Origin of the sequence: Escherichia sp. SCLE84 (assembly GCF_012584495.1) — a bacterium.
Lineage (GTDB): Bacteria > Pseudomonadota > Gammaproteobacteria > Enterobacterales > Enterobacteriaceae > ECMA0423.
Genome location: NZ_CP051430.1, coordinates 3,314,936 through 3,327,766 on the forward strand (window position 1 = coordinate 3,314,936; position 12,831 = coordinate 3,327,766).

The 12,831-nt window shown below is 53.7% G+C and carries 8 protein-coding genes; 3 read left to right on the plus strand and 5 right to left on the minus strand.

Annotated features, from left to right (window positions below):
• Positions 1-6: 6 nt before the first annotated feature.
• Complete coding sequence (gene yicI / locus HGD79_RS16100) at positions 7-2,325, plus strand: alpha-xylosidase (protein WP_000702901.1); 2,319 nt, start codon at positions 7-9, stop codon at positions 2,323-2,325.
• Positions 2,326-2,377: 52 nt separating this feature from the next.
• Here yicI and HGD79_RS16105 read toward each other — a convergent pair whose 3' ends face one another.
• On the minus strand, positions 2,378-4,087 hold the full coding sequence (locus HGD79_RS16105) for an AsmA family protein (protein ID WP_139496548.1): 1,710 nt from the start codon (positions 4,085-4,087) through the stop codon (positions 2,378-2,380).
• Between the two features lie 120 nt (positions 4,088-4,207).
• Positions 4,208-5,599 carry a xanthine/proton symporter XanP gene (gene xanP / locus HGD79_RS16110; protein WP_168848439.1) on the minus strand — a complete coding sequence of 464 codons (1,392 nt, stop codon included), beginning with the start codon at positions 5,597-5,599 and terminating at the stop codon, positions 4,208-4,210.
• A gap of 279 nt (positions 5,600-5,878) precedes the next feature.
• Between xanP and gltS the strand changes: the two genes are divergently transcribed.
• Positions 5,879-7,084, plus strand: a complete 1,206-nt coding sequence (gltS, locus tag HGD79_RS16115) for a sodium/glutamate symporter (RefSeq protein WP_000468836.1) — start codon at positions 5,879-5,881, stop codon at positions 7,082-7,084.
• A 2-nt stretch (positions 7,085-7,086) separates the two neighbouring features.
• Positions 7,087-7,953 (plus strand): hypothetical protein, encoded by an 867-nt coding sequence (locus HGD79_RS16120; RefSeq protein ID WP_000747329.1) that lies wholly within the window; start codon positions 7,087-7,089, stop codon positions 7,951-7,953.
• Here HGD79_RS16120 and recG read toward each other — a convergent pair.
• The 3 genes from recG to spoT are packed head-to-tail and all read right to left on the minus strand — an operon-like array spanning position 7,938 to position 12,829.
• A complete protein-coding gene (gene recG, locus HGD79_RS16125; protein WP_000678448.1) occupies positions 7,938-10,019 on the minus strand; it encodes an ATP-dependent DNA helicase RecG in 2,082 nt (693 codons plus the stop codon). The genes HGD79_RS16120 and recG overlap by 16 nt on opposite strands.
• Positions 10,020-10,024: 5 nt before the next feature.
• Positions 10,025-10,714, minus strand: a complete 690-nt coding sequence (gene trmH, locus HGD79_RS16130) for a tRNA (guanosine(18)-2'-O)-methyltransferase TrmH (protein ID WP_001070177.1) — start codon at positions 10,712-10,714, stop codon at positions 10,025-10,027.
• 6 nt (positions 10,715-10,720) lie between these two features.
• Positions 10,721-12,829 (minus strand): bifunctional GTP diphosphokinase/guanosine-3',5'-bis pyrophosphate 3'-pyrophosphohydrolase, encoded by a 2,109-nt coding sequence (gene spoT / locus HGD79_RS16135; protein WP_000280488.1) that lies wholly within the window; start codon positions 12,827-12,829, stop codon positions 10,721-10,723.
• Positions 12,830-12,831: the final 2 nt, after the last annotated feature.

Consider the following 12,831-nt stretch of genomic DNA (forward strand, 5'->3'; position numbering starts at 1 on the left):
ACGGCAATGAAAATTAGCGATGGAAACTGGTTGATTCAACCTGGCCTCAATTTGATTCACCCGCTTCAGGTGTTCGAGGTTGAACAGCAGGATAATGAAATGGTGGTCTATGCTGCCCCCCGTGATGTGCGTGAACGTACCTGGCAGCTTGATACGCCTTTATTTACGTTGCGCTTTTTCTCCCCACAGGAAGGTATTGTCGGTGTGCGGATTGAGCATTTTCAGGGGGCGCTGAATAACGGTCCTCATTATCCGCTCAATATTTTGCAGGACGTGAAGGTCACAATCGAAAACACAGAACGTTATGCTGAGTTTAAAAGTGGCAACTTAAGCGCGCGTGTCAGCAAAGGTGAGTTCTGGTCACTGGATTTTCTGCGCAACGGCGAACGTATTACCGGTAGTCAGGTGAAAAATAATGGCTACGTGCAGGACACGAATAATCAACGCAATTATATGTTTGAGCGGCTTGATCTTGGCGTTGGCGAAACAGTTTACGGTCTGGGAGAGCGCTTTACTGCCCTGGTGCGCAATGGCCAGACGGTAGAGACCTGGAACCGGGACGGCGGCACAAGTACTGAACAGGCGTATAAAAATATCCCGTTCTACATGACTAACCGTGGTTATGGGGTACTGGTCAATCATCCCCAGTGTGTCTCTTTTGAAGTGGGATCGGAGAAAGTCTCCAAAGTGCAGTTCAGCGTTGAGAGTGAATATCTCGAATACTTTGTTATCGACGGCCCGACGCCGAAAGCGGTACTTGATCGTTATACCCGCTTTACTGGTCGTCCGGCGCTGCCGCCCGCGTGGTCCTTCGGCCTGTGGCTAACCACTTCATTTACCACCAACTACGACGAAGCGACGGTAAACAGCTTTATCGATGGTATGGCGGAACGCAATCTGCCGCTGCATGTTTTCCACTTTGACTGTTTCTGGATGAAAGCCTTCCAGTGGTGCGATTTTGAGTGGGACCCGCTGACTTTCCCTGACCCGGAAGGGATGATCCGCCGCCTGAAAGCGAAAGGACTGAAAATCTGCGTCTGGATTAACCCCTATATCGGTCAAAAATCCCCCGTCTTTAAAGAGTTACAAGAGAAAGGCTATTTACTCAAACGCCCGGACGGTTCGCTATGGCAGTGGGATAAATGGCAGCCAGGTCTGGCGATTTATGACTTTACCAATCCGGATGCCTGCAAATGGTACGCCGACAAACTGAAAGGTCTGGTCGCGATGGGCGTTGATTGCTTTAAGACCGACTTTGGCGAACGTATCCCAACTGATGTTCAGTGGTTTGACGGTTCCGATCCGCAGAAAATGCATAACCATTATGCGTACATCTACAACGAACTGGTGTGGAACGTGCTCAAGGACACCGTTGGTGAGGAAGAAGCTGTCTTGTTTGCCCGCTCGGCCTCCGTCGGTGCGCAGAAATTCCCGGTACACTGGGGTGGCGATTGTTACGCTAACTACGAATCAATGGCGGAAAGCCTGCGCGGTGGTTTGTCTATTGGCCTTTCAGGTTTTGGCTTCTGGAGCCACGATATCGGCGGCTTTGAAAATACCGCTCCGGCGCACGTTTACAAACGCTGGTGCGCGTTTGGTTTGCTCTCCAGCCATAGCCGTTTACACGGTAGCAAATCTTATCGTGTGCCGTGGGCCTACGATGATGAGTCCTGTGATGTGGTGCGCTTCTTCACGCAACTGAAATGCCGCATGATGCCGTATCTGTATCGTGAAGCTGCGCGTGCGAACGCGCGGGGTACGCCGATGATGCGGGCCATGATGATGGAGTTCCCGGACGATCCGGCTTGTGATTACCTTGACCGTCAATACATGTTAGGCGACAACGTGATGGTTGCGCCGGTGTTCACTGAAGCGGGCGATGTGCAGTTCTACCTGCCGGAAGGTCGCTGGACACACCTGTGGCACAACGATGAACTCGACGGTAGTCGCTGGCATAAACAGCAGCACGGCTTCCTGAGTCTGCCCGTTTATGTGCGTGATAACACTCTACTGGCGCTGGGCAACAACGATCAACGTCCCGATTACGTGTGGCACGAAGGCACGGCATTCCACCTCTTTAATCTGCAAGACGGGCATGAAGCCGTCTGTGAAGTGCCCGCTACTGACGGATCGGTGATCTTTACTTTAAAAGCAGCACGTACTGGCAACACGATTACTGTGACTGGTGCGGGCGAGGCGAAGAACTGGACGCTGTGCCTGCGCAATGTTGTGAAAGTAAATGGTCTGCAAGACGGTTCGCAGGCTGAAAGTGAGCAGGGGCTGGTGGTGAAGCCTCAAGGGAATGCGCTGACAATTACGTTGTAATCTATTGATGGAATGCCGGGTACGTCTGAGTCGTACCCGGCGAGATTGATGTTTACCGCACCGGCTCCGTCGATGTAACTTCACCGCTGGAAACGATGCCAGCATTCATGGTTTGAGTCACTTGCTGCTTTGCGGCGTTCACGGCATGCAATTGCCCGCTAACCGTAGGTTTCAACGGGACATTGGCCTGAATATCGCCACTGGCGGTAAGCTGAATATTGCCGTCGCCAGTCAACGGTAATTTAGGCCATCCCCACTGTTGCAAAATATTCACCGGCACACCGCGTCCATTCAGGCTGATATGTGTCTGACGTTGTGGCGTTTGTGAAACACTGGCGGTGGCTTCCAGAATGCCTTTTTCAGTAAATGCACTCAGTTCGCTGATATTCACCGTGCTGCTGTTGGCGGTCAGCGCCAGCGACGGGCGACGAACATCAACACGATTGAATGTCGCGGCGGCGGCATTCAGATTCGCCGAGCCACTCCAGACGCCCCATTTATGATCGGTAACCAGCGTCAGGTTGGCACCGTAACCATCGAGCGCGGTGAGCTGCCACGGGAAGTCAGGGTCGATATCAATGATCAGATTGCGGCTGGCGCTAAATCTCTTCAGTTGCAGGCTGTTTAACCAACCGGGTGTCGTTTCCATCCACAACTGTTGCCAGTTTTTCGGCAAGGTATATTCCAGCCCGGCAATTGCCGCATCATCAAGGATCAACGTTTTCCCGTCACGCAGCCAGTTCCCTGACGTTCTGACCATACCCCCTTCCCAGCGGCTGGTGAACTGGCGCAGCGCTACGCCCTGCGGGGAAAATTCCGCGTTTATAATCGGGTCAAATAAATGCAGCGAACCATAAATGAACTCGCTGGCGTTCATCGACAGTTTGCCTTCTTGTGTCTGCCAGTCATCTTTACTGAAGGTCATGTTGCGCAAGCTGAGATCGAGGTCGGTCACCGCCCAGTCCGGACCTTGCAAACGAGCATCGATCTCTTCCAGGCGACCAATCTGCAACGACGGGACAGAGCGTAATGGCGCAAAGAAGTCGGTTAGCGATTTTTCGCTTTGTAGACGGATATCCGCCATGCGCAGATTTTCCACTTGCCAGCTGCCGTCGGCGTTACGCTGCGCGTTTCCGGTTAATGTCCCGCGGGCGATGTCGGCACCCAGGTTAGTCAGCGTAACGCGATCGTTATCAATACTGCCTTCAATCAGTACATTGGTGGCAGGAACATCATTGAGCGAAAGCGATCCGGCACTAAACTGAATCTGCGCCTTCGTACCCAGCACTTTACCGGCTTCTGGTGACCACGGAACCACGCCGCCATTTACCCGCTGCGCGCTCAGTTTCCATTCGCTATTCGGGCTATTAAACGCCATATCACGCAGTTGCAGACGATCGGCTTTGAACGGTAGCGGCGCGGTCTGGTCGGTGAGATTCAGCGTCCCGTTTTCCAGCAGGATGGTATCGACATGGCGTGGTTCGGTCAGTTGCCGACTGCTTAGCGCAATGTCGACACTTTTTGCCACCAGGGTCGCGGGCTGACCATCACGACCAAACGTGACGTTCTCCAGCACGATATGAGATGGCGCGGAAAAACGGTGATCCATCGCCCCGAAGGCCAGATGATAGTCGCTATTCTCGGAAACCCATGCGCTGATATGTTCTGCTCCCCAGCGGGTTTGCAGAAGAAAATAGAGGCCAGCGATCACCACTAACAGAGCGATGAGAATGTAGAGAAGCAGCTTCCCAATAAATTTCATGGTCTTCCATCCCGTGAAATGCACATAAGGGAGTTATGCACGATTTACGCGCAATCCTCAAGGCGGGAATGGTGAAAGAGGTGAGACTGCGGCGGTAATTATCTTACCGCCGCCAGTGAATTACTGTTTTTCTGGTGGGAAAATCAGATTCAGCACGATGGCAGTAATACCGCCCGCGGCGATCCCGGAGGAGAGCAGGTTTTTCAGCCATTCAGGGGCAAACTGCAAAATCAGCGGCTGCTGAGACACGCCCAGACCAACCGCCAGCGACAGCGCGATAATCAGAATCGCCCGACGGTTCAGCGGCTCACGAGAAACGATACGCACACCGGAGGCGGCGATGGTGCCAAACATTACAAGCGTTGCGCCGCCCAGAACCGGTTCTGGAATGTGTTGTACAAAACCGCTCACTGCCGGGAACAGACCCAGCACGATCAACATCAGCGCGACGACAAAACCGACATAGCGGCTGGCAACACCAGTCAACTGGATCACTCCGTTGTTTTGCCCGAAGCAGGAGTTCGGGAAGGTGTTAAACACCGCCGAAACAAACGAGTTCAGGCCGTTTGCCAGCACGCCGCCTTTCAGGCGTTTCATGTACAGCGGACCGGACACTGGCTGTTCGGAAACGTCAGAGGTCGCCGTGATATCGCCAATGGTTTCCAGCGAAGTGATCATAAAGACCAGCATCAGCGGCAGCAGCAGACTCCATTCAATGCCAAGACCGTAATAGAGCGGCGTTGGCACCATAATCAGTTCTTGCGTCATCGGTTCGTTGCTTTCTGGCAACATGCCCATAAACCACGCCAGCGCATATCCGGCCGCCATCGCAATCACCAGTGAGGGCACGCGTAAGTAAGGGTTACGTTGACGGTTAAGCAGGATAATTAAGGCTAAGACCACGCCTGCCAGCAGCAGATTTTTCGGTGCGCCGAAGGTGTTATCGCTCATGGCTGCGTAACCGCCGCCAATGGACGTTAACCCAACCTGAATTAGCGACAGGCCGATAATCATCACCACAACGCCAGAAACCAGCGGCGTAATAATGCGGCGCGCCAGATGCAGAACGCGGGAGATCACCATCTCGGTGCAACTTGCCAGCATCAACGTGCCGAACAAAGCCGCCATCATGGTAGGAACATCAGCACCACCGGTTTTCAGCGCGGTACCGCCCATAATCAGCGGGGCAACAAAGTTGAAGCTGGTGCCCTGAATAGACAACAGCCCGGAGCCAACCGGACCCCAGGCCTTAATTTGAATAATCGATGCCACACCGGAGGCAAACAGCGACATACTAATAATGTGTTGCGTGTCTTGTGCCGGTAAACCCAGCGCCTGGCAGATTAATAGCGCTGGCGTGATCACCGCAACGAACATCGCCAGCAGATGCTGACAGGCGGCAAACAGGGTTTGAGGAAGCGGCGGACGATCTTCAAGACGGTAAATCAGTTCGCTGTTTTGAGTCTGCGCAACCGGTTGCGCATTTTCTGACTCGAGGGTGGAAACAGACATCGAAAACAATCCCGTGGTAGCAAAGCGGGCATTTTAGCTGACCGAAAGAGAAAAGCAAACGTTTGCCACATCCTCATCTAAATATTTAAATGAGATAAATGCACTTTTTTATATAACTTTTGGTATTTTTCTGCTTAAAATCCATGCCATTTGTTCATTAACAGCTGAGAATTTGACCCAGGAAAGCATAACTCGATACCCGTCATAGTTCATGAAGTTGCCACTGCGCGATGAAGTATGACGAGTATGAAAGAGTGATGCGGATACAAAGGAGTAACTATGTTTCATCTCGATACTTTAGCAACGCTTGTTGCCGCAACGCTGACGTTGCTGCTCGGGCGTAAGTTGGTCCATTCCGTCTCCTTTTTGAAGAAATACACCATACCGGAACCTGTTGCGGGTGGTTTGTTGGTGGCGCTGGCGCTACTAGTACTGAAAAAAAGCATGGGCTGGGAAGTCAACTTTGATATGTCCCTGCGCGATCCGTTAATGCTGGCTTTCTTCGCCACCATTGGCCTGAACGCCAACATTGCCAGTTTGCGTGCCGGTGGGCGTGTGGTTGGCATCTTCTTGATTGTGGTTGTTGGTCTGTTGGTGATGCAAAATGCCATTGGCATTGGTATGGCTAGCCTGTTAGGGCTTGATCCGCTGATGGGGCTGTTGGCCGGTTCTATTACGCTTTCCGGCGGTCACGGTACGGGCGCTGCGTGGAGTAAATTGTTCATTGAACGTTATGGCTTCACCAATGCGACGGAAGTGGCGATGGCCTGTGCAACGTTCGGTCTGGTGCTGGGCGGCTTGATTGGCGGTCCGGTGGCGCGCTATCTGGTGAAACACTCCACCACGCCGAACGGTATTCCGGATGACCAGGAAGTCCCGACGGCGTTTGAAAAGCCGGATGTGGGACGCATGATCACCTCGCTGGTGCTGATTGAAACTATCGCGCTGATTGCTATCTGCCTGACGGTGGGGAAAATTGTTGCGCAACTTTTGGCTGGCACTGCTTTTGAACTGCCGACCTTCGTCTGTGTACTGTTTGTTGGCGTGATTCTGAGCAACGGTCTGTCAATGATGGGCTTTTACCGCGTCTTTGAGCGTGCGGTATCCGTGCTGGGTAACGTAAGCCTGTCGTTGTTCCTGGCGATGGCGCTGATGGGGCTGAAACTGTGGGAGCTGGCTTCGCTGGCGCTGCCGATGCTGGCGATTCTGGTGGTACAGACCATCTTCATGGCGTTGTATGCCATCTTCGTTACCTGGCGCATGATGGGCAAAAACTACGATGCGGCAGTGCTGGCTGCGGGTCACTGTGGTTTTGGCCTCGGTGCAACGCCAACGGCAATCGCCAACATGCAGGCGATCACTGAACGCTTTGGCCCGTCGCACATGGCGTTTTTGGTGGTGCCGATGGTCGGTGCGTTCTTTATCGATATCGTCAATGCGCTGGTGATTAAGCTGTATTTAATGTTGCCGATTTTTGCCGGTTAAAAATGAAAAAGCGTCGGAAGGAACCGGAAACGCTACGTGAACACTGTCGCCATATTTTTGGTGATGAGCCGCCAGTGCTCTGTGTATGGGAAACGGAATTTGATTACGCAGATGCCGAACTCAAGGCGCTGGCGGCTAAAGAGTGGCAGCAGATCAGCGAATGGGATTTGAGTGCTTACTATGTACTCAATCTCGTTTATAACGAACCGATGCAAATAGAGTTGTTTCGCTATCTGTTTCCGCTCTGCCTGGCGCAATGGCATGAAACCGTTTTAGCTGGCGGTTATGGTGATCACTTCGAAGAATCCTTAATGAAGGCATTGTGTCGGCCCTATCTCTGGCAGGAGATGATGAATGCTTCCCAACGCCAGCAGGTACGGCAATTTTTACTGGACACCGCGTTGCAGCGTATGGATAACGAGCGTGGTTTCAATAACGTTCTTTGCTGGCTGGCGGTGTTCAATACTCTGGGTGGGGCCGCGCCGTTAATTCGTTCTCTCTGGTCGCGCTGGTGGGCGCTGGATACGCCAGGAAAAGCGGTGTGTGCTATTCAGTATGCCGCGCATCTAATTTATCCCATAGAAGCCAATCCGTTATGGTCGCAAGAATGGATAGGCTGGGGGCATCCATTAGGCCATAAAGATGGCTGGTCCTCTGATAATCGCGCTTTTCTTCGCCAAATGTTAACACCTGAAATGATTGTGGCTGGCGTACAGGCAGCGGCTGAAATTCTGCGTGGTGAACCGGAAGGCGCAATGGCGGCGCGAATTGCACAGGATGCGTATGAGGCAATGGATATCCTCACTATCCAGATTGAAGATTTACTGCGTGACTTGTCTTGTGATGAGTCTGGTCATGCGTTGGAGTAACGTTCCGTCTCCGGCATCCAGCGTTCTATCAGGGCTTTTGCTTGTTGTGGGTAACGTTCGTGAATATGTCGCGCCAGGCGCTGAACTTCCGGGATCATCGCCTGATCGCGCAGTAAATCCGCCACTTTAAACTCAGCATTACCCGTCTGACGCGTACCTAACAGTTCACCCGGTCCGCGAATCTCTAAGTCTTTCTGTGCAATCACAAAACCGTCGTTGCTGTCGCGCAGCACTTGCAGCCGAATTTGCGCGGTTTTGGAGAGCGGCGTTTTGTAGAGCAGCACGCAGTGAGAAGCCACCGCACCACGACCTACACGCCCGCGAAGCTGGTGTAACTGCGCCAGACCCAGACGCTCCGGGTTTTCGATAATCATCAGACTGGCGTTAGGCACATCAACGCCGACTTCAATAACGGTTGTGGCAACCAGCAGGTGTAGCTCACCTTGTTTAAACGACGCCATCACCGCCTGTTTCTCGGCAGGTTTCATCCGCCCGTGTACCAGGCCAACGTTCAACTCTGGTAGCGCCAGTTTCAACTCTTCCCAGGTAGCTTCCGCCGCCTGCGCTTCCAGCAATTCCGACTCTTCAATCAACGTACAAACCCAGTACGCCTGACGACCTTCAGTTATGCAGGCGTGGCGCACGCGGTCAATGATGTCGGTACGGCGGGTATCAGGAATAGCGACCGTAGTCACTGGCGTGCGGCCTGGCGGCAGCTCATCTATCACCGAGGTATCGAGATCGGCATACGCAGTCATTGCCAGCGTGCGGGGGATCGGCGTGGCGGTCATGATCAACTGATGCGGATGGAAGCCTTGCTGCTGGCCTTTCTCCCATAACGCCAGACGCTGATGCACGCCAAAGCGATGTTGTTCGTCGATAATCACCAGCGCCAGACCGTTAAACTGCACCTGTTCCTGGAAGATGGCGTGCGTACCAACAATCATCTGCACCTGACCGCTGGCGATGGCTTCCTGCTGAGACAGTCGCGCTTTGCCTTTCTGCTTACCGGCGAGCCAGCCCACTTCGATACCGAGCGGTTCAAACCAGTTGCGGAAGTTATTGGCGTGCTGCTCGGCGAGTAATTCGGTTGGTGCCATCAATGCTACCTGTTTGCCGTGGGCAATCGCACGCAACGCGGCGAGGGCGGCGACCAGCGTTTTACCGGAACCTACATCGCCCTGCACCAGACGCATCATCGGCACATCCAGCGCCATATCGCGCTCGATCTCCGCCACTACGCGTGCCTGTGCGCCCGTTTGCTTGAACGGTAAGGCGGCGAGGAGTTTATTTTTCAGCGTGTCATTGGCGCTCAGCGGCTGGGCATGAAAACGCTGTGCTCCGGCACGTAAGGCTAACATGCTGAGGTTGTGCGCCAGCAGTTCTTCCAGAATCAGACGACGTTGCGCCGGATGCTGCCCGGTTTCCAGATCGCTAAGCTGTAGCGTCGGTGGCGGGCGGTGCAAAGTGCGCAACGCTTCCGGTAGCGTCATCATTCCTTGTGACAGTTCCGGCGGCAGGAGTTCTTCAATGGCGCAGGTGTCGAGCAGATCCAGCGCCTGGTCGGTTAATTTACGCAGCGTGGCCTGCTTTACGCCTTCCGTTGTTGGATAAACCGGCGTGAGCGTTTCCTGTAATTCTGGCGTGCTGAGATCGCCCTGCACGCGGTATTCCGGGTGGATCATCTCCGCACCATATTTACCGCGCTTTGCTTCGCCATAAGCCAGTACACGGCGGCCCGTCGCCAGGCTATTTTTCATTGCCGCGCTGAAATTGAAAAAGCGCATGGTGAGGATGCCGGAACCGTCGCTGATCTGGCAGGTCATCATCCGCCGACCGCCGAAGGAGATATTGCAGTTCAGCACTTCGCCTTCCACCGTGGCATAAACGCCCGGCAGTAGTTCTCCGATGGGGTAGAGATGGGTGCGATCTTCGTAGCGCAGGGGAAGGTGTAAGAGTAGATCCTGCACGGTATGCAGGTTGATTTTCGCCAGTTTGTTACTAAGTGCTGCGCCAACGCCCGTTAGGGAACTGAGTGGGACAGCATCTAACAGGCGACCTTTCATGGCACTTACCCTGCAGCCTGCATAGTAGCCCACCAGTCGGCATCAGCTTCGATCTCGCCTTGCTGATTGACGTGGGGATAAGGCAGGCCTTTGCGTTTTGCGACTTTCGCCAGCACCGGATAGCCGCCTTCAAACAACAGGCGTTGTTGCTCTGCTTCCGGCAACATGCTGTTTTCACGCAGGTACATGCCTGCATTTTGCCGCTGACGCTGGGCTTCGTAAAGAATGAGGGCTGAGGCAACGGAAACATTCAGCGACTGCACCATGCCGATCATCGGAATGATGATGTCCTGATCCGCCAGGGCCAATGCTTCCTGCGTGATGCCCGTTTTCTCCTGTCCCATCAAAATGCAGGTCGGGCGAGTGTAATCAATTTCGCGGAAATCGACAGCGTTATCAGAAAGATGGGTTGCCAGAATCTGCATGCCCTGGCCTTTGAGATGAGCGACGGCATCGCCAATGGTGCGGTGTGTTTTCACCTGTACCCAGCTGTTACTACCCGCCGCTGCCGAAGCCATGGTGCGCATGCGGCTACCAGGCCAGACGGCGTGAACTTCATGTACGCCAACGGCATCTGCGGTACGAATAATCGCAGAAACGTTATGAGGTTTGTGGACCTGCTCCATGCAGACGGTCAGATCAGGCTGCCGCCTGGCGAGCATTTCGCAGATGCGTGCATAACGTGTTGGGTTCATAAAACATTAATTTCGGTTTCGGGTGACTTTAATCACGTCTGGCATCACGCGGATTTTGCGCATGATATTCGCCAGATGCACACGGTCACGGGCGGTCAGACGAATAAAGGCGCTGTAGACGCGACCATCTTTCTCTTCCGTATTCAAACTTTGAATATTCGAAGTCGTGGTGTTAATTGCCGCCGTCAGGTTTGCCAGCGCGCCCTGATGATTGAACATCTCCACCTTGATTTCGGTGATGAACTCCTGCGCCGTCTCTTTATCCCATTCCACAGCCATAAACTTCTCTGGCTCTTTCTGGTAGCCACGGATGTTACGGCAGGATTCATGGTGGATCACCAGACCTTTACCGGGGCTGACGTGGGCGATAATCGGGTCGCCAGGAATAGGGCGGCAGCATTTCGCAAAGGTGATCAGCACGCCATCGGCACCTTTAATGGGCAGATGTCCGTGGCTTTGGGTTGCCGGTGGAATGGAGGCGTCCCCATGTTGCAGATTTTTCGCGACCACCACGCTCATTGCGTTACCAAGTCCGATTTCTGCCAGCAGATCGTCAAGCGTTGCCAGCTTCATGCGATCCAGCTCGCGCTGAATATTTTCCTGCGGGATTTCATTGAGCTTACGGCTACCACCCAAAGCATGGTTGAGCAGACGACGGCCCAGGCTTACAGAATCATCACGCTTGAGGTTTTTCAGCAACTGACGAATTTTGGCGCGCGCTTTCGAGCTAACGACAAAGTTCAGCCAAGCGGCATTCGGGCGAGCGCCCGGAGCGGTAATGATTTCAACGGTCTGACCGCTAGTAAGCGGCTGCGACAGCGGGTAAGGCTGGCGGTCGACGCGTGCGCCCACGCAGGCATGGCCGATATCGGTATGCACTGCATAAGCGAAGTCGACGGGCGTTGCACCGGCAGGCAGCTCGACAATGCGCCCTTCCGGTGTGAAAACGTAAATCTCATCCGGGAAGAGATCGGATTTAACGCTCTCGATAAATTCAAACGAACTACCGGCGCTCTGTTGCAGCTCCAGCAGGCTTTGCATCCAGCGCTGGGCGCGGATTTGTGCGGTAGTACTGGTTTCGCCGTGCTCTTTATAAGCCCAGTGCGCGGCAACACCCATCTCCGCCATCTGATCCATATCTTCGGTACGGATCTGGACCTCAACCGGCACGCCGTGCGGGCCAATCATCGAGGTGTGCAACGACTGATAGCCGTTCGCTTTAGGAATGGCGATATAGTCTTTCACGCGACCCGGACGCGGCTTGTACAGGCTGTGCATCTGGCCCAGCACGCGATAACAGGTGTCAGAATCATTGACGATCACGCGGAAAGCGTAGATGTCCATGATTGAGTGAAAACGCTGCTCTTTGAGCACCATTTTGCAGTAAATCGAATAAAGATGCTTTTCGCGACCACTGACGCGGCACGGTATTCCCGCTTCCTGCAAACGCCCTTCGATTTCAGAGAGGATTTTTTGGATCATCTCTTTACGGTTGCCGCGCGCGGCTTTCACCACTTCTTTAATTACGCGGTAACGATTGGGATACAGCGCCTCAAAACCCAGCTCTTCGAGTTCGGTTTTAATGTGGTGGATACCTAAACGGTGCGCCAGCGGGCTATAAATTTCGAGAGTTTCACGGGCGATGCGGCGACGTTTGTCCGGGCGAAGTGAGCCCAGCGTGCGCATGTTGTGGGTACGGTCGGCAAGTTTGATGAGGATGACGCGGATATCCTGCACCATTGCCATAATCATCTTGCGAAAGTTTTCGGCCTGCGCCTCTTTCTTATCGCGGAACTTGAGTTTATCAAGTTTCGACACCCCCTCTACCAGCTCGGCGACGCTTTTACCAAAAAGCTGTTCCATGTCCTGGTAGGTGGCGGGAGTATCTTCAATCACGTCATGCAGCAGCGCCGCCATCAGCGTTTCATAGTCGAGTTTCATCTCGGCCAGAATGCAGGCAACCGCTACCGGGTGCGTGATATAGGGTTCACCGCTTGAACGTGTTTGCCCCTCGTGAGCATCACGTGCAACGAGATACGCCTGCCGCAGACGCTTGATTTGGTCTTCCGGCAGGTAGGTTTGAATCAGTTGATTCAGGCTTTCAAACAGATACAAGG

Bases quoted from the DNA above. Each gene is read 5' to 3' on its own strand.
- recG (WP_000678448.1), bottom strand. From the start codon at position 10,019: ATGAAAGGTCGCCTGTTAGATGCTGTCCCACTCAGTTCCCTAACGGGC.
- gltS (WP_000468836.1), top strand. From the start codon at position 5,879: ATGTTTCATCTCGATACTTTAGCAACGCTTGTTGCCGCAACGCTGACG.
- HGD79_RS16105 (WP_139496548.1), bottom strand. From the start codon at position 4,087: ATGAAATTTATTGGGAAGCTGCTTCTCTACATTCTCATCGCTCTGTTA.
- yicI (WP_000702901.1), top strand. From the start codon at position 7: ATGAAAATTAGCGATGGAAACTGGTTGATTCAACCTGGCCTCAATTTG.
- HGD79_RS16120 (WP_000747329.1), top strand. From the start codon at position 7,087: ATGAAAAAGCGTCGGAAGGAACCGGAAACGCTACGTGAACACTGTCGC.
- xanP (WP_168848439.1), bottom strand. From the start codon at position 5,599: ATGTCTGTTTCCACCCTCGAGTCAGAAAATGCGCAACCGGTTGCGCAG.
- trmH (WP_001070177.1), bottom strand. From the start codon at position 10,714: ATGAACCCAACACGTTATGCACGCATCTGCGAAATGCTCGCCAGGCGG.